This is a genomic window from Haloarcula rara, from assembly GCF_029338235.1.
In the GTDB taxonomy this organism is placed as follows: domain Archaea; phylum Halobacteriota; class Halobacteria; order Halobacteriales; family Haloarculaceae; genus Haloarcula; species Haloarcula rara.
This window is the reverse complement of sequence record NZ_CP119785.1, coordinates 2,109,843-2,126,352: the sequence shown is the minus strand read 5'-3', so window position 1 is coordinate 2,126,352 and position 16,510 is coordinate 2,109,843. Positions and strand designations below refer to the sequence as shown.

Sequence of the window (16,510 nt, the reverse complement as noted above, 5' to 3'; positions counted from 1 at the left end):
ACGCACATGACGCTGGACCCGGTACACGTCGACGGAATCGCCCGGCTGGCCGGCCAGGTCGGGGCGACCGTCGAGACGAGTGACCAGGGGGCCGCCGCAGAGGACGTCTGGGAGTCGTTTCTGGACCCGCTGTACGACACCGACGGCCGCGAGATACTCGTCCCGCTTGGCGAGCAGCGCCGTCGGAAGGTCCCCGTCGCGGACATCGCCCTTGAGGACGCCCCGTTCCCGACCCAGCACGGGCTAGATTCGGGCACTATCAACCCCACAACGTTCAAGAACGGGCTGGTGCTGGACGTGGCACAGGCCGCGATGAGCGCGACGCCGTCGGACGTGGACCTCCACCGCGGTCGGACTATCATCATGGCGGTCCACTCGAACGACGCGACGCTCGCCTTCGACGACGAGTGGCGGGCCGACGACCGCGGCTACGCCCGCCGGCGGGTGCTCGATGCACCCAAGGTCGACCGCTTCGAACAGCGGGTCGTCCACGCGCTGGCGCTGTATCTCGCCGAGAGCGACCACGCCCTCATGAACGCCGACGCCGTCGAGGACCTGCTCGTGCTCGACGGTCCCATCTACCCCACCGGCCTGCTCCGGTGGGCCGACCGGGACACCGAACTCGCCGAGTTGCTGGCCGAGGACGACCGCCCCAAGAGCGTGGTCGGCAACTACGTCGAACTCGTCGAGCGGTTCGTCAGGAAGGACGTCCCCCTCGTGGGGTTCGTCAAGAGTTCCTCGCGCAAGCCCCTGACCCGGACCATCCGAAAGAAGACCGCGGCCCCATGGACCAGCGACAGCGCCTTCTTCCGGCACATCCTCGAACGCCGCGACGACGGCGACCGGCAGACAGAGGCGCTGACCTGCACCAACTGGTTCCGCTCGCGGGCCGGCACCGACGGGATGATGGCCGCCGACGGCGACGCCCTGGATATCGACCGCGAACTCGAGCCCGAGGCCTACGAGGTGACCTTCTTCGTCGTCTACGACCCGCGAACGGACCTCGTCTTTCGAGTGGAAGCGCCCTACGCCTTCACGAAAGAGCCCGAGCGCCGGGAGCGGCTCACCCGCCAGCTACTGCACGACGTAGCCGCCGAGCAGGGGCCGCCACTGGCCGTCGCGAAGGCGGACGAACTCGCCAGTATCGACCGACAGGGCAGCGAGGAACTCACCCGACGTATCGAGCGGGAGTTCGAGACGGACCGCGACGCCTCCTACAACGACCTCCGCTGGGGCGCCATCGAAGAGAAGTTCTAGGCGTCGACGCGCCGACGAACCGTGATGTCGACCTCGCTTCTGGGGACGTCCAGCCGGGCGAACTGGGTTCTGATGTGCTCTTTCGCTGCCGACAGCGCCGCCGCCTGGTCCGGGAACCCACGGGGCGCCGGCGACTCGAAGGCGACCCGGAGCTCGCGGTCCCCGACGGTCTGGGGCTGTCCGCCGCTCTCGACCTCGTAGAAGGCGTCACACACCCAGACGTAGGGCGACCCCTCCTCGGGCGCCCCGCGAAACGACGGCGGTGATTCGCCCGGTTCGTACAGCGTGCCGGTCAGGCCGGCCTCCCCCGCAGTGCCGGAAACGAGTAACATACCCGAGAGTAAGCACCCAGCGGGCAAAAGCATCACCTCGGCTCAGAACTCGCAGTCGACGACGACCGGCAGGTGGTCCGAGGCGTAGTGGGCGTCGTCGCGGTCGGTGACGGCCGCCCAGCCGGTGACCGCGGCGTCGTCGCTGACGAAGACGTGGTCGATACCCATCTCCGGCAGCAGGTCCTCGAAGTCGGTCCGGGTCGTCGTCGGACCGTGGCGGGTCGGTGCCAGCCGGCGGCTGTCGCGGAGCCGTCGGCCGCCGCCCAGGTCGTAGCCGCTGGCAGCGTCGTGGGCCGGCCCGCCGACGACGCAGTTGAAATCGCCACAGAGGACGACCGCCGCGTCGTCGACGAGCTCGGCGAGTCGCGACAGCGCCAGCTCGATACCCTCCCGTCTGGCGCGCCCCCGGCGTGGTCCAGATGGGTGTTCAGTACGACCAGCGGGCGGTCCGCGCCCCGCTCGCGCAGTCGCACCCAGGTCGCAACCCGCGGATGCCTGGCGTCCCAGCCGACGGAGTTTGCCGTCTCGGGGGTCTCCGAGAGCCAGAAGGTGTCCGTCGCCAGACCGCTGAACCGGTCGCGCCGGTAGCCGACGGCGGTGTGCTCGCCGCTCGGTGCGGCCGTATCGCGCGCGTCGCCGACCCACTCATAGCCCGGCAGCATGGTCTCTAACTCCCGGAGCTGGTGGGTCATCGCCTCCTGAACGCCCACCACGTCGGGGTCGTGGTACCGGACGGTATCGGCCACCAGCCGCCGCCGATGGGCCCAGTTGTGGACGCCGTCCGTGGCAGTGTCGTAGCGAACGTTGAACGACATCAGCCGCACCGGCTTCATACGCGTCAGTCTGTGGGCCAGCAGGGTAAGCGTTCCACTTCCGGCGTGCTGGGGAAAGGTGTTAATCCCCGGCTACCGTGGATGGCTGTATGTCCGACCTCGGGGACTTCACTGATTTCGACGGCGAGGACGACGAGAGCGACGGGTCGACCGACGGGACAGCGGCGGCCGACGCGACCGATAGCGGCGCCACCACCGCGGACGGCGTCGGCGACACCGCGGACGACGACTTCGAGACCATGGACGTGACGCCGGCCGGGATCGACACCGGGCTGGGCGTCCTCTCGGCGGCCGACGGGCTCCGCATCAGTGAGGACGACGAAGAGTGTCACCTCCAGGCCTACGTCACCGTCCAGAACCGCTCGCGGGTCCGTCTTGGGAAGTACCTCCTGGTGCCCTATCCCGACGGCGAGCGGCTCTTCTGTCGCATCTCCGCCCTGGAGTACGCCCAGGAGTTCCGCGCCGACGACGCCACCGAGATACACGCCCGACGGGCGATGCGCGAGGCTGGAATCGACGAGCAGGACTTCAAGTTCATGGCGGCGCTGGACCCCATCGCCGTGCTCTATCAGGACGGAGACGAACTCAAGCGCCGGATGACCGACCGCGTCCCCAAACCCGAGACGGTCGTCCGCGAGGCGACCGACAAATCCGAGATAAAGACCGGGCTGAAGATTCCCGAGGACGGCGTCTTCCTGGGCCACCTCTCCGTCGGCGGCGAGAAGGTCAAGACGAGCGCCAGCCCGCCGACCATCGACTATCGACTCAAAGACGACTACGAGTCGGGCGACCCGCTCGTCTTCCGGCACACGCTCGTGGCGGGTGGCACCGGCTCCGGGAAGACCCACAGCTCGAAGAACGTCCTCCGGCAGTATCTGGGTCGCACCTACGAGATGGGCGACGGGCGCACGCCGGAACTCGCCGTCGTCCAGTTCGACCCCCAAGACGAGTACGCCCAGATGCACGACGACAACCCCAAGATGACCGACGACTTCGCCCGTCGCTGCGAGCGCGAGGGGGTCAAGACGGGCGGGCACGACGACACCATCGCGTTCGTTCCGAAAGTCGCAGGCGCCGAGTACAGCGCCAGTCATCACCGCGCCGAACAGGTCGAGTTCACCATCCCGTTCTCGCTGGTCCACTCGAACCCGTGGCTCATCGCCGGTTCCAGCCTCAATGACAACCAGTACACCGCGCTGACGAACACGCTCCTGCCGCGGTTCAAGCGTGAGTACGGCCGCAGCGCCACGTACGACCAGTTCACGACCTTCCTGAGCGACCCCGCGCTCAAGGAGGAACTCGACGAGACCGGCGACATCCACGAGGCCACCTTCGACGCCGTGAAACGGCGGGTCCAGGGCTTTGGCACGGTCTTCGACCAGGACGCCCGCCCCATCACCGACCAGATCTCCCAGCTCGTGCGGGCCGGCGGGCTGACCGTGATTCCGACCTACCACATCACGGACTCTCGCACCGCCTCGACCATCGTGCTCGCCGTCTCAAGCCTGCTCATCGACCAGAAGCTCTCGAACGACCCGCTGTACGACCGCATCAAGGAGACCCCGCTGGTGCTGGGGATGGACGAGGCCCACAACTTCCTCACCGACGCCGACAGCGTCCAGGGCCGGCAGGTCATCGGGAAGTTCACCGAGGCCGCAAAGCAGGGCCGCAAGGAGCGACTAGGGCTGTATCTCATCACGCAGGACCCCCAGGACATCGCCGACCCCGTATTCAAGCAGATCAACACGACGATGGTCCTGAATCTGGGCGACGAGGACGCCATCAAGGCCGTCAACATCCCCACGAACCTCGAATCGAAGGTCCCCTACATGGAGAAGGGCCAGCGTGTCGTCTACTCGCCCGACAACTCCGAGCCCGTGGAGCTCATCGGGCTCTCGACGTGTGTGACACGCCACGGCAGGGAGTAGCGAGGTGGTGAACGCAGTGAACCACCTCGAAACGGAACGGCGAACGTAGTGAGCCGTGGAGTGAGCGAACGCTCCGCGTTCGCGAAACGACCGAGCCGCTGCAGCGAGCCGAACATTCAAGCCCGCCGGCAGTGGCAAGGGATGTATGACCAAGCGCGTTCTCGTCCCGATCGACCGCTCCGAACAGGCTGAGGCGGCCGCCGACTTTGCCGTCGAGAACTTCCCCGACGCCACGCTGGTGCTGTTCCACGTCATCAACCCCGCGGAGGCGGGCTACAGCGCGCAAGCGTCGGTCCCTTCCTTCTCCGAGGAGTGGTACGAGGAGAAACAGGCCGAGGCCAGCGACCGGTTCGACGAACTGGCGGCCATCGCCCGCGACGGCGGCGTCGCGGCCGTCGAACGGGCCGTCGAAGTCGGCCGGCCGACCAAGGCCATCGTCGAGTACGCCGACGAGCACGACATCGACCACATTGTGATGGGGAGTCACGGCCGCTCGGGGATGTCCAGAATCCTGCTGGGCAGCGTCGCCGAGATCGTCGTCCGCCGAGCGACCGTCCCGGTGACCGTCGTGCGGTGAGCGGCCGTCGGTGCCCTCGCAGGCAGGAGAGAGCGCGGCTCACCTGCCGCTATTCCGCGTGAGAGAGCGCGGCTCACCTGCCGCTATTCCGCGTGAGAGAGCGCGGCTCACCTGCCGCTATTCCGCGTGAGAGAGCGCGGCTCACCTGCCGCTATTCCGCGTGAGAGAGCGCGGCTCACCTGCCGCGCTCACGCGTGCCGAGTAATGTAGACGTCGTAGCTCGGGTCCTCGGAGACAGGGGCGCCCACGCTTGACACCGGCGAGGAGACGCGGCCGGCGTTCTCGCTACCGATGAAGACGACGGAGGCATCGACCTCGTGGGCGACCGCGCGGATGGTCCGGGTCACGTCGGTCGTACAGGAGGCCATCGAGCTCACGTCGTCGGGAACCTCATAGCGGAAGTCGGCTTCGGGCGCGATATCGACGACTCGCTGGCGGAATCGCTCGGCGATGTCGTCGGGGTCGAAGGGGTCTTCGGGGTCGACCCAGTTCCGCGAGAGGGCGTATTCTGGTTCGTCGGGCACGACCGTCAGCGCGAGCACGTCCTCGCCGGTAAACTCCGCGAACTCCGTGGCTCGTTCGAGGGCGGCTTCCGAGAGCGCCGAGCCGTCGAAGGGGACGAGTAGCGTCATACCCGACGGTTCGCCGGTCGGGCAAATAAAAGATTGTTTCCCCACACGTCCCGACAGCGGACAGTGCCGACTGTCCGCAGCCGAGCGCCCTCAGAAGATATTGGCCTGCTGGTAGACGCTGATGCCGTCCATCGTTATTTCGTAGGGCTTGGTCTCGCGGGAGTGGTTGGCGTTGCGTATCTTCTGTATCTCGACGGCGAGGCGAGTCTCCCGGGTCTCCGAGCGGACGTACTGGAGGACGAAGACGGCGTCGGTCAGGTACTCGATGATGCCGTGGCGGGAGGCGTAGGGGTTGTCCTCACTGGCCTCTGAGGTCAGCATCGTCGTCACCCCGGCGGCCTTCAGCGAGCGGGTGAAATCGAACACTTCGGTGCGCCGTTTCGCGGGGTTGTCGTACATCATCTCCAGCAAGGAGACGGAGTCCAGAACGAGCCGATCAGCGTCGAAGTCCTCGATGAGTCCCGGGAGTTCGCCGCGGATGTTGTCGAGGCTGTTTGCCATCTCCACCGGGTCGAGGTCGACGACGGCCAGCTGGTCGGTGGCCTCGTACTCGTCGAACCCCCAGTCGCGGTCGTCGGCGGTGTCCATGATGGCGTCGTGGGACTGTTCGAGCGTGATAAACACGCAGTTCTCGCCGTTCTCGAGGCCGTGATGGAGGAACTGCAGCCCGAAGGTCGTCTTGCCGGTCCCGGCCGAGCCGATGGCGACGATGAGGTGCCGGCGGGGAATCCCGCCCTGTATCATCCGGTCTAACCCATCGATACCGATGTCGATACGGGGGATGTCGGAGTCGAAGTCCTCGTCCTCGAACTCGGCACCGGACCCGCCACCGCCGCCGGGACTGCCGGCAGACTCGAAGGCCGTCGCGAAGTCGTCGCCGAAGAGACTCCCGCCGTCGTTCCCGTCGGACTCGCCGTCGTCCTCGAACGGACTACCGCTATCGTCCTCGAACGGACTACCGCTATCGTCCTCGAACGGACTGCCGCCGTCGTCGCCGGCAAACGGACTCTCGCTCCCTGCGTCGCTCTCGGCGTCAGGTTCGTCGCCGGACTCGTCGGTCGCGTTGCTCTCGTCTTCGTCGTCGAACGCGCTCTCGAACCAGTCGTCGTCGCGGTCCTCCGGGTCCTCGCTCATTCGCGCGACCACCGGCCACAGACAGCCATGGGTGCACACTGTCGTGCAGACAGATATAAGCTTGCCGTCGTGGAGGGTTTATAATCACCCGGCGGGAACGGCCACCATGACCGTCGGCATCGTCGCACAGCGGGACAACGACCGGGCGATGGCACTCGCGAGTACGCTGACTGACCGGCTCCAGGAGGTCTCGGCGACCGTCGCCGTCGACGAGACCACCGGCGGGGCGCTCCAGGACCACAACGCGTGGAACGCCGCGACCCCGTCGACCCGACCGGTCGAGGAGATGAGCGAGTGTACGCTGGTCGTCAGCATCGGCGGCGACGGAACCTTCCTCTATGCCGCCCGCGGCGCCGGCTCGACGCCCATCATGGGCGTCAACCTCGGCGAGGTAGGCTTTCTGAACGCGCTGGCGCCCGAAGAGGCCGTCGAGACGGTCGTCGCCGAGGTCGACCACATCCAGCGGACCGGGAGCGCACGGACCAGAGCGATGCCGCGACTCCGGGCGACCGGCGACGGCTGGGAGCTCTCGCCCGCGCTCAACGAGGTCGTGGTGCAGGGCGCACACCGGGGCAGCGGTGGCGGCGCCGAGTTCGAGGTCCGCGTCGACGGCTCGCTGTACACGAGCGGGCACGCCGACGGACTGTTGGTGGCGACGCCGACCGGCTCGACGGCCTACAACCTGAGCGAGGGCGGGCCGCTCGTCCACCCCGCCGTCGGGGGGCTGGTCATCACCGGGATGGCACAGACCGACGGGATGCCGCCGCTCGTGGCAGACGTCGACAGCGACGTGACGGTGTCGGTCGCCGCCGCTGACGCGGGTGTCGTCGTCAGCGACGGACGGGTGCGCGAATCGCTGTCACCACCGGAGAAAGTGACGATAACGCGGGCGAGCGAACCGATTCGGCTGGCTGGCCCACCGCTGGATTTTTTCACCGCGCTGGGAAAACTGGGGTAGCTACTTCCGGCCGACCGAGTACAGGACCGGCGCGAGCGCGAGGAGGACGAGTCCGACCAGTTTGTACGCGAACGACGACGAGAGCAGGCTGCCGGCGTTCGGTGCCAGCATCGAGGAGGGTATCAACAGCAACAATACACCGATTGAGACGGTGTGGACACCCAGCATTTTCAGCGAGCGCGTCGGCAGGATGCCGACGGCACCGAGGACGAACCCGAGCAACAGGACATCACCGATAGTGTAGTTCAGCAGAAAGCCGTCGATGACTTGCAGCGGTGGCGCGAGCATTCCTATGCCGAAACTGGCCGTGACGCAATCTTTAAAGTTCCGTTCCGCGCTTCCCCCGGGAACCTGACAGGGGCCGACACTACGTGGCTCACAAATAGTTATATGCCAGCCCCCGACAGTATAGGCTACTGTGTCAGAGTCTACTGCGGACGCGACCGTCCTCGTCGTCGACGACGAGGCGGAAGTGGCTGACGTCTACGCGCTGCGTCTCCGCAACCGGTACGAGACAGAGACCGCCTACGGGGGGGCGGCCGCGCTCGACCGGCTGGACGACGATATCGACGTGGTGTTGCTCGACCGGCGGATGCCAGACGTGGGTGGCGACGAGGTCCTCGAGGAGATACGCGACCGGGATATCTCGACGCGAGTCATCATGATAACGGCGGTCGACCCCGATTTCGACATCATCGATATGCCCTTCGACGACTACCTCTGCAAACCCGTCGAGAAGGAGGACCTGGTAGCGGCCATCGACCAGCAGCTGGCCGCCCGACGGTACGACGACCGGCTCGCGGAGTATCTAGAGGTCACGTCGAAACTCGCCCTGCTGAAAGGAGAGAAGACGCCCCAGACGCTGGACAGCAACGAAGGGGTCGAATCGCTCGAGGAGCGCGCCGACACGCTGCAGGCGGAGATGGACGAGGCGCTCTCGGACTTCGAGGATATCGACACCGCGTTCCGTGACATCACGCGGCGGCCGAGCTAGGTCTGCGGTGTGTACAGCAGGTAGCCGGTCTCGCCGTTCCCGATCGTTCTGAGGCGGAACCGTTCGGTCCCGGCCGTCGTCTCGCAGTCGACGATACGGTCGAGCCCGCCCGCAGTGACCGCTTCGGCGTCGACCGTCTCCTCGCCGGCGACCAGGAGCGCCTCGGAGAGCGGCGTTCCCTCGATGCGCTCGACGGGCACGTCGAACGTCTCGCCGAACGCGTCGTTGGCCGCCCGGACGACGGTCCCGTGGCCCTCGTCGGCGTAGTACAGCACCGGGTCGGGGTGGCCGTCGAAGAGGTCCGCCGGCTCCGGCGCCGTCGGTCCGACGGTGTCGACGTCGACTGTCATCGTCTGGTCGGCCGATTCGACCCCCTCGGACGCCCGGAAGAGGCGGGCGACGCCGCCGACACCGCCCCCAAGTGCAAGCCCGAGGCCGACGGCGACGTCACGGGAGAACGGAAGCACGACGACGGTTCCGAGGACGACCAGAACGGTGGCGAGCGACACCGCGCCTATCGCGATCCACCCCACGACCGTGAGGAGGTTCCCCAGCTGTGGCCCCCCGCTGGTCCCCTTGTTCGGTTGCTCGCTCATTCGAGTGGCAATCGTCGGTCCATCTGTTAACCTCTTTCGGCACAGGGACGGCCAGTCATAGTGATTCGTGTAGCGGTTTACCGGTACGCGCCGACCCCGGGGTCGGCGCTACCGTCCATAATCTACAATAATCACGATCACAGCCCGGCCGCGCCGTCAGCGAGGAGTTTCAGCCCGATAAGCGTGAGCAACAGGAGCGCACCCGCGGTCACCGTGCCCTCGGCGAGCCGCCGCCGGAGGCGCTGGCCGGCCGCGACGCCCACGAGGCCGGGGACGGCGGCGACAGCAGAGAGCGCGAGGAGGGTGACAGGGGCCACGTTGCCGGTAGCGAACAGCCCCAGTTCCCACGCCGCCCCGAGCCGGAGCAGGGAGATACCGACGAGTATCATGGCCAGGACCCCGACGAACGTCGAGCGGTCCAGGTCGAGGCTGTCGAGGTAGGCGACGACCTGGACGGCGGCGTTCGTCGCACCGAAGACGAACCCCGAGACCAGCCCGATGCCGACCGTCGCCGCGGTGCCGGGTCGGAAACAACGCTCGCGCGTCCACGCTTCGCCCGGGAGGACGACCCAGGGTTGGGTGGCGGCGACGTAGGCAAGCGTGAACAGCCCGAGTCCGAGCGCCAGCACCGGTCGGGGAATCCGTCCCAGCAGGGCCATGCCCGCGAGCGTCCCGACCGCTGTCGCGAGGACGTAGGGCCAGAAGCGGGCGATACACCGGGGAATCTCGGCCCGGTCGAGTTCGCCGAGCAGTCGGAGGTTGCCCACGAGCATCGGGAGGATCATCACGACGACGGCGACGGTCGGCGAGAACAGCGTCGCCAGCACAGCAGTAGCGACGATGGCGTAGCCAAAGCCAGCCGTCCCCTTCACCAGACCGCCCAGAAAGACGACGGCCGCGACGGTCAGAACCATTACGGGCTGGAGACCGCCGACAGCGAGTGTCTGGAGCATCTCTCTCCAGGAACGGACGCGTTGCAAAATAAGGGTACGTCGGGAATGCGCGGCGCCGACACCACGGCGGACCGCAGATGCAGTGCCCCGTCGACAGTTACTCCTCCTGTGCCCAGTCGAGGGAGCGCTCGACGGCGTCGTCCCACCGGTCGTACAGCTTGTCGACTTCTTCGGCCTCTTTCTCGGGGCTGAACTCGCGGTCGATTCGCCAGTTGTCGCGCAGCTCGTCGACAGTGTCCCAGTAGCCGACGGCGAGGCCGGCCGCGTAGGCAGAGCCCAGAGCGGTGGTCTCGTCGACCTCAGGTCGCGCGATGTCCGTCTGGATAATGTCGGACTGGAGCTGACACAGGAAGTTGTTCTTGACTGCGCCACCGTCGACGCGGAGTTTGTCCGTCTCGACGCCCGAATCGGCTTCCATCGCCTCCGCGAGGTCACGGGTCTGATAGGCGATGGACTCCAGCGTCGCACGGACGATATGCTCTTTGCGCGTCCCACGCGTCATCCCCACGATGGTCCCGCGTGCGCGGCCGTCCCAGTGGGGCGCGCCCAGCCCGGTAAATGCCGGGACCAGGTAGACGCCGTCAGTCGAGTCGACCGAACGAGACAGTTCTGCAGTCTGGGCGGCGTTGTTGATGAGGTCGACGTCCTCGAGCCACTCGATTGCGGCGCCAGCCATGAAGATGGAGCCCTCCAGCGCGTACTGGACCGGCTCGTCGGACATCTGGAAGGCGATGGTGGTCAGGAGGCCGTGGTCCGATTCGACGGCCTCGGTGCCGGTGTTCATCAGGTAGAACGCACCGGTCCCGTAGGTGTTTTTGGCCTCACCCTTGTCGAAACAGGTCTGGCCGAACATCGCGGCCTGCTGGTCACCCAGCGCGCCTGCGACGGGCACTTCGGCACCCAGGAAGCCGTCGGCGTCCGTGGAACCGTAGGTCTCCTCGTCCGAAGAGGGACGGACTTCCGGTAGCATGGACGCTGGCACGCCGAACTCCTCTAAGAGTTCGTCGTCCCACTCCATCTCGTGGATGTTGTACAGCATCGTCCGCGACGCGTTCGAAACGTCCGTGATGTGGTTGCCCGTGAGGTTGTATATCATCCACGTGTCGGGGGTCCCCATGAGGAGTTCGCCCTGTTCGGCTCGCTTGCGAACGTCCTCGCCGCGGGCGGCTTCCAGCTTCAGGGGCTCGGCGTTGTCGAGAATCCACTCGGTCTTCGTCGCCGAAAAGTACGCGTCGCACTCGAGTCCCGTCTTCTCGCGAATCCACTCGACTTTCCCCTCCTGTTGAATCTCCTCGACGCGGTCCGTCGTCCGACGGTCCTGCCAGACCAAGGCGTTGTGGACTGGCTTGCCGGTCTCCTTGTCCCACACGATCGTGGTCTCGCGCTGGTTGGTGATGCCGATGGCTTCGAGCTGCTCGGGGTCGAGGTCTGCCTCGTCGAGACCCGTGGTCACGACCTCTTTGGTGTTCTCCCAGATCTCCACCGGGTCGTGCTCGACCCAGCCTGGATCCGGGTAAATCTGTTCGTGCTTCTCGTAGGCGCTGGTGACGACCTGCCCGCTGTGGTCGAACACCATGAACCGCGTGCCTGTGGTACCCTGGTCTATCGCACCGACGTAGGTGTCTTCTGTCATTGTGTCTCTCAACTCCGCGTGCCCGAACAGACAATTGGTTGACGTATTAAGGTTGGGTAACAACCATTATATAAGATCAGCTGATATTATTTCCCGCCAAAATAAGGCCGCGTCGTGCGTGTACACCGACCGCACTCGGGTGGGCTACTCCTCGGTCTCGTCGCCGTCGGGGTCGCGCAGGTCCTTTTCGAGGGGTCTCGACGGGAAGAACGGGTGGTCGCCCGGGCTCCCGGTCGTCAGCCGCGGGTCGGCGTTGTTCTGCGTACCGCCGGTCGTCAGCCGGCCCGGTCGCTGGCGCAGCAGGCGATATCGGTGTCCGTCCGCCCGCGGACGACGTTGTCCTCGATGTACTCGCTCACGGACTCTCGGGTCGAAACGAGACCGAGGAGAACCCGTCACCGAACGGTGAAACCGGACGAGGCGTGGCTTGCCGACCGATACGGCGGTGAGAAATCACAAAGCTAATTAACGAATTGGTCCTCAGATGTAACTGACTGAGTAGCCGCTCAAAAACGGCACGCCGGCGAGTCACGGGGGGTGGCCGCCGGCCGATTCGAAACCGACCCTCCAGACCGCCCTACCCGCTGACCCATGAACAATCGCACAATCTCTCTGTTACTGGTCGTCGCCGCGCTCGTGCTCGCTGCCGGAACCGCCACTGCCGTCGCCCGGGGGAGTCCCGACATCAAGGCCTCACTCCAGGACGACACCGTCGCCATCGGCGAGGAGACCACGCTCGACGTGGTACTCGTAAACAGCGGCGACCTGGACCTCGGTGACGACCAGAACCCGTCCCTGAACAGCGAGGTCCAGACCGCCCGGGGACTGACAGTCGACGTCAGGGACGGGTCGGCCCCGATATCTATCAAGACCGGCACGCGGTCGCTGGGTAGTCTCGGGACCGGGGCGCCGACCACCGCGAGTTTCGAGGTCAGCGTCGACGAGAACGCCGAGCCCGGCACCTACGACGTCCCGGTCGTCCTGGACTACGACTACTACAGCCGGATTTCGAGCGGCGTGCGACAGCAAAAGAGCGTCACGCGGACCCGAACTGTCAGCGTCACCGTCAGCGACGACGCCACCTTCGACGTGACGAACGTCGACTCCAACGCACAGGTCGGCTCCACTGGCACCGTCGCCGTCACCGTCGAGAACACCGGCCAGACGGCCGCGAACGACAGCGACGTCACGCTGGCGAGCCAGAGCGGAGACCTGACCTTCGGCGAGGGAACGGAGAGCACTCGCTCGGTCGACTCGTGGGCGCCGGGCGAGACCCGGACGTTCCGGTACGACGTCACCGCGAGCGACGACGCCCAGGTCGACTCCTATCCCTTCCAGCTCAATGTCGCGTTCGACGACCCCGACGGCGTCCGCAAGGAGTCTACCGACACTTCGGTGAGCATCACGCCCGACCCCGAACAGGAGTTCTCGCTTTCGGACGTCGAGAGCACCCTCTCAGCCGGCGAGGAGGGGACTATCACCGCGACGGTGACCAACGACGGCCCGCGTGACGTCGACAACGCCGTCATCAAGTGGGTCAGCGACAAGGAGCACATCTCGCCAGAGGAGACCGAGATCGCCGTCGGAGACCTTGACTCCGGGGAGTCGACCGAGGTGACCTTCACCGCCGACGCCACGGACAGCGCCGAGGCCGGCTCCAAGCAGTTCGATTTCGTCACGAGCTATCGGAACACTGAGGACGACCGCGTGGAGAGTGACACCCTCGAAGCACAGGCGCAGGTCAGCCCCGACCAGGACGAGTTCAGTCTCGACTCGGCCAACACCTCCGTCGGTATCGGCCAGTCGGGTAATATCGAGATCACGGTGACGAACACGCGCAACGAGACGCTCTCGGACATCACGGCCAAGCTGTTTGCCTCCTCGCCCATCGACACCGACGACGATGAGGCCTACATCGACGCGCTCGGACCCGGCGAGTCCGAGACGATAACGTTCAGCGTCAGCGCCGACGGCGACGCGCTCCAGAAGTCCTACCCCGTCTCGCTGGACTTCAGGTACGACGACCCCGACGGCGACTCGTCTATCTCCGATACCTACCGGGTCCCCATCGAAGTCACCGACGCAAACGGTGGCGGCGGGCTGCCCCTGACGGCCATCGGGGGCGTCGCGCTCGTGCTGGTACTGGCCGTGGGCGGATACATGCGGTTCCGGTAGACACGGATGGGCCACCAGCGTTACATCGACTGGGTGAACGAGCGCATCACTACGAGCCCAGGTCGTATCGTCCTCCTGTTCCTGGTCCTCACGGTCGCTTTCACCACCGGCCTCGGCGCGATAGAGACCGAATCCGGCCAGGAGCAGTTCATCGAGGACCTGGAGTCCTACGAGACGTTCCAGGATATCCAGCGGGACTTCGGTGCCTCCTTCAGCGAGTCGACGACGTCGACGACGCTGCTGCAGAAAGAAAGCAACGCACTGTCGAAACAGTCACTGCTGCGGTCGTTGCGGGCACAGGAACGCATCAACGACAACGACGAGCTGCGCGTCTCCGAGACGAGTTCGCCCGCCCGTGACGTCGCGACCACGTTGGACCCCAACGCCACGACGCTTTCCGCACAGATAGACGTCCTCGAGGGGGCGACCGAGCGCGAGATAGACCGGGCCGTCCGGACGACCGCGGAGACGAACCCCACGTTCACGTCGTCGGTCAGCGAGGACTTCAACCGGGAGTCAGCGTCGGCCTCGGTGACCGAATCTACCGTCACCCACGACGCCGCCGACATCGACAACCGAGAGGAGCGGGTCAGAAGCATCGTCGGCACCGTCGGCGGTGACATCCGCGTGCTCGGGAGCACGCCAAACACCATCGCGACATCCCTTGGTATCGTGCTTCCGGCGGCCTTCATACTCATCGTGACGTTCCTGGTCGTCGCCTACCGGGACCTCGTCGACCTCCTGCTTGGCATCGGCGCCATCGTGATGGCGCTCATCTGGACGTTCGGGTTTATCGGACTGGCAGACATCCCGTTCAATCCCCTGCTGGTGTCCGTGCCGCCGCTGCTGATAGCCGTGGGTATCGACTTCGGTATCCACGTCGTCAACCGCTACCGCGAGGAGCGTGCGACGGGCAGTGACATCGCCGACGCGATGGGCGTGACGAACAGACAGGTGCTCGTCGCCTTCTTCATCGTCACCGGGACGACGGTCATCGGCTTCCTCTCGAACCTCGTCAGCGCGTTCCCGCCCAACCGCGACTTCGGCGTCGTCGCCGCCATCGGCATCGTCTTTACGTTCCTCATCTTCGGCATCTTCCTCCCCGCCGCGAAGGTGTACGTCGACCGCCTGAGCGAGCGCTACCCCATCCCCGTCTTCAGCCAGTCCCCGTTTAGCTCCGAGGAGTCGGCCTTCGGCCGGCTGCTTTCGGGCGGTGTCACCGTTGCTCAGCGTGCCCCGGTCGTCTTCCTGATTGTCGCGCTGGTGGCGACGACCGTCGCCGGCGGGTACGCCACCGGCGTCAGCACCGAGTTCGACAGCGACGATTTCCTCCCCAAGGAGGAGACCCCCGACTTCCTCCAGCAGCTGGGCCCGCTCGCGCCGCCCGAGAAGTTCGAGTCCGTCGAGAACCGGAACCTCCGTGACCGCCACTTCGACCAGGAGGAAGAGGTAATCGTCTACGTCGAGGGGAACATGCGCCGTGACGACGCGCTCGAGTCACTCCACCGCGCCAGCCGGAACCCGCCCGAGACAATCGACGGCGAGGGGCGGGAGGCGGAGGTCACGAGCCTCGTGACGGTGATACGCGACCGCGCCGAGCGGGACCCACAGTTCCGGGCGCTCGTTTCCCGCAACGACCGCAACGACAACGGGATTCCGGACGACAACCTCCCGGTCATCTACGACGCGCTGGCGGCGGACAGCCCCGGGCAGCTGGAGCAGTTCCTCAGCGAGGACCGCCGGAGCACCCAGATTATCTACACGGCCGACGGCACCGCGACGAACGGCGAGATAGCGGCGGCCGGTGACGAGGTCGCGGCCAACCACCGAGCCGACGCCTCGGCGACCGGCATCACCATCGTCTTCAAGGACGCGGGGGCGCTCATCCTCGATACGGTCCTCCAGAGTCTCCTGATAACGCTCGTCGGGTCGTCGCTGTTCCTGGTGGGCATCTACTGGCTGCTCGAAGGGAAGCCGAGCCTCGGCGTAGTGAACGTCATCCCTATCATGATGGCCGTCGTCGCCCTCGTCGCGACGATGCGGTACCTGGGTATCGATTTCAACGCCCTCAACGGCGGTATCCTCGCTATCACCGTCGGCCTGGGGACCGACTACGCCGTCCACGTCGTCCACCGCTTCGCCGACGAGCGCGAAACGCTGGCGCTAGAGCCTGCGCTGCGCCGGACCGTGGTCGGCACCGGCGGCGCGCTGACCGGCAGCATGCTGACGACCGTCGGCGGCATCGGTGTGCTGGTGCTCGCGCTGAACCCAATCGTCGGGAACTTCGGACTACTGACGGCGCTATCGGTCGTCTACGCCTATCTAGCGTCGATGTTCGTCCTCCCGTCGGTGCTGGTCGTCTGGGACCGGCTCCGCCGGTACGACGCCGAAAGCGGGAACGTCGCCGACTCTATCTTCCCGTGGACCGACAAGCGGGGCGTGACCACGGACCAGGGACTCGCGACCCCACCGTCGGAAAGCGAGGAACGGTGATCGAAATGAAGCGTT

General features: G+C 66.2%; 15 protein-coding genes and 1 pseudogene. 7 read left to right on the top strand and 9 right to left on the bottom strand.

Annotated elements, in window-relative coordinates; all coding sequences use genetic code 11:
* Nucleotides 1–6: 6 nt before the first annotated feature.
* Nucleotides 7–1,257: a DNA double-strand break repair nuclease NurA gene (locus P1K32_RS11230; RefSeq protein ID WP_276249824.1), complete on the top strand. Its 1,251-nt coding sequence runs from the start codon at nt 7–9 to the stop codon at nt 1,255–1,257.
* On the opposite strand, the gene P1K32_RS11225 is transcribed toward P1K32_RS11230, so the two are convergent.
* The 3 genes and pseudogenes from P1K32_RS11225 to P1K32_RS17885 form a co-directional block, all read right to left on the bottom strand.
* Complete coding sequence (locus P1K32_RS11225) at nt 1,254–1,589, bottom strand: DUF7113 family protein (protein WP_276249823.1); 336 nt, start codon at nt 1,587–1,589, stop codon at nt 1,254–1,256. The genes P1K32_RS11230 and P1K32_RS11225 overlap by 4 nt on opposite strands.
* A gap of 42 nt (nt 1,590–1,631) precedes the next feature.
* Nucleotides 1,632–2,234, bottom strand: a complete 603-nt coding sequence (locus P1K32_RS11220) for an endonuclease/exonuclease/phosphatase family protein (RefSeq protein ID WP_276249822.1) — start codon at nt 2,232–2,234, stop codon at nt 1,632–1,634.
* Nucleotides 2,207–2,404, bottom strand: a pseudogene (locus P1K32_RS17885) (endonuclease/exonuclease/phosphatase family protein); the annotation flags it as partial. The gene P1K32_RS11220 and the pseudogene P1K32_RS17885, both read right to left, overlap by 28 nt.
* A 107-nt stretch (nt 2,405–2,511) precedes the next feature.
* Here P1K32_RS17885 and P1K32_RS11215 point away from each other — a divergent pair.
* A complete protein-coding gene (locus tag P1K32_RS11215; protein ID WP_276249821.1) occupies nt 2,512–4,350 on the top strand; it encodes an ATP-binding protein in 1,839 nt (612 codons plus the stop codon).
* Nucleotides 4,351–4,495: 145 nt separating this feature from the next.
* Nucleotides 4,496–4,927, top strand: coding sequence for a universal stress protein (locus P1K32_RS11210; protein WP_276249820.1), 432 nt, complete (start codon nt 4,496–4,498; stop codon nt 4,925–4,927).
* Nucleotides 4,928–5,115: 188 nt separating this feature from the next.
* Here P1K32_RS11210 and P1K32_RS11205 read toward each other — a convergent pair whose 3' ends face one another.
* Nucleotides 5,116–5,559, bottom strand: a complete 444-nt coding sequence (locus P1K32_RS11205; protein WP_276249819.1) for a universal stress protein — start codon at nt 5,557–5,559, stop codon at nt 5,116–5,118.
* 90 nt (nt 5,560–5,649) lie between these two features.
* Entirely contained in the window at nt 5,650–6,693 is a 1,044-nt protein-coding gene (locus P1K32_RS11200; RefSeq protein WP_276249818.1) for a KaiC domain-containing protein, read from the bottom strand.
* A gap of 106 nt (nt 6,694–6,799) precedes the next feature.
* Here P1K32_RS11200 and P1K32_RS11195 point away from each other — a divergent pair, with 106 nt between their 5' ends.
* Entirely contained in the window at nt 6,800–7,651 is an 852-nt protein-coding gene (locus P1K32_RS11195) for an NAD(+)/NADH kinase (RefSeq protein ID WP_276249817.1), read from the top strand.
* Here the strand turns inward: P1K32_RS11195 and P1K32_RS11190 are convergent, their stop codons facing one another.
* Nucleotides 7,652–7,939, bottom strand: a complete 288-nt coding sequence (locus P1K32_RS11190; RefSeq protein WP_276249816.1) for a DUF8006 family protein — start codon at nt 7,937–7,939, stop codon at nt 7,652–7,654.
* Nucleotides 7,940–8,069: 130 nt separating this feature from the next.
* Between P1K32_RS11190 and P1K32_RS11185 the strand changes: the two genes are divergently transcribed.
* Complete coding sequence (locus P1K32_RS11185) at nt 8,070–8,645, top strand: response regulator (protein ID WP_276249815.1); 576 nt, start codon at nt 8,070–8,072, stop codon at nt 8,643–8,645.
* Here the strand turns inward: P1K32_RS11185 and P1K32_RS11180 are convergent.
* The 3 genes from P1K32_RS11180 to glpK form a co-directional block, all read right to left on the bottom strand.
* Nucleotides 8,642–9,241: a hypothetical protein gene (locus tag P1K32_RS11180; RefSeq protein WP_276249814.1), complete on the bottom strand. Its 600-nt coding sequence runs from the start codon at nt 9,239–9,241 to the stop codon at nt 8,642–8,644. The two genes, P1K32_RS11185 and P1K32_RS11180, sit on opposite strands and share 4 nt — an antisense overlap.
* 137 nt (nt 9,242–9,378) lie before the next feature.
* The gene (locus P1K32_RS11175) at nt 9,379–10,194 is read right to left on the bottom strand and encodes a TSUP family transporter (RefSeq protein ID WP_276249813.1); all 816 of its coding nucleotides are present in this window, start codon (nt 10,192–10,194) and stop codon (nt 9,379–9,381) included.
* A 97-nt stretch (nt 10,195–10,291) separates the two neighbouring features.
* Complete coding sequence (glpK, locus tag P1K32_RS11170) at nt 10,292–11,827, bottom strand: glycerol kinase GlpK (protein ID WP_276249812.1); 1,536 nt, start codon at nt 11,825–11,827, stop codon at nt 10,292–10,294.
* Nucleotides 11,828–12,418: 591 nt separating this feature from the next.
* On the opposite strand from glpK, the gene P1K32_RS11165 reads away from it, so the two are divergent.
* Together P1K32_RS11165 and P1K32_RS11160 are read left to right on the top strand one after the other, a co-directional pair.
* A complete protein-coding gene (locus P1K32_RS11165; RefSeq protein ID WP_276249811.1) occupies nt 12,419–14,002 on the top strand; it encodes a COG1361 S-layer family protein in 1,584 nt (527 codons plus the stop codon).
* Between the two features lie 6 nt (nt 14,003–14,008).
* Nucleotides 14,009–16,495, top strand: coding sequence for an efflux RND transporter permease subunit (locus P1K32_RS11160; protein WP_276249810.1), 2,487 nt, complete (start codon nt 14,009–14,011; stop codon nt 16,493–16,495).
* The last annotated feature ends 15 nt before the right edge of the window (nt 16,496–16,510 follow it).

Excerpts from the sequence above, each read along its gene's own strand:
- P1K32_RS11190 (WP_276249816.1), bottom strand. The coding sequence starts at position 7,939 with ATGCTCGCGCCACCGCTGCAAGTCATCGACGGCTTTCTGCTGAACTAC.
- glpK (WP_276249812.1), bottom strand. The coding sequence starts at position 11,827 with ATGACAGAAGACACCTACGTCGGTGCGATAGACCAGGGTACCACAGGC.
- P1K32_RS11200 (WP_276249818.1), bottom strand. The coding sequence starts at position 6,693 with ATGAGCGAGGACCCGGAGGACCGCGACGACGACTGGTTCGAGAGCGCG.
- P1K32_RS11210 (WP_276249820.1), top strand. The coding sequence starts at position 4,496 with ATGACCAAGCGCGTTCTCGTCCCGATCGACCGCTCCGAACAGGCTGAG.
- P1K32_RS11165 (WP_276249811.1), top strand. The coding sequence starts at position 12,419 with ATGAACAATCGCACAATCTCTCTGTTACTGGTCGTCGCCGCGCTCGTG.
- P1K32_RS11160 (WP_276249810.1), top strand. The coding sequence starts at position 14,009 with ATGGGCCACCAGCGTTACATCGACTGGGTGAACGAGCGCATCACTACG.
- P1K32_RS11205 (WP_276249819.1), bottom strand. The coding sequence starts at position 5,559 with ATGACGCTACTCGTCCCCTTCGACGGCTCGGCGCTCTCGGAAGCCGCC.
- P1K32_RS11225 (WP_276249823.1), bottom strand. The coding sequence starts at position 1,589 with ATGTTACTCGTTTCCGGCACTGCGGGGGAGGCCGGCCTGACCGGCACG.
- P1K32_RS11195 (WP_276249817.1), top strand. The coding sequence starts at position 6,800 with ATGACCGTCGGCATCGTCGCACAGCGGGACAACGACCGGGCGATGGCA.
- P1K32_RS11180 (WP_276249814.1), bottom strand. The coding sequence starts at position 9,241 with ATGAGCGAGCAACCGAACAAGGGGACCAGCGGGGGGCCACAGCTGGGG.
- P1K32_RS11175 (WP_276249813.1), bottom strand. The coding sequence starts at position 10,194 with ATGCTCCAGACACTCGCTGTCGGCGGTCTCCAGCCCGTAATGGTTCTG.
- P1K32_RS11215 (WP_276249821.1), top strand. The coding sequence starts at position 2,512 with ATGTCCGACCTCGGGGACTTCACTGATTTCGACGGCGAGGACGACGAG.
- P1K32_RS11230 (WP_276249824.1), top strand. The coding sequence starts at position 7 with ATGACGCTGGACCCGGTACACGTCGACGGAATCGCCCGGCTGGCCGGC.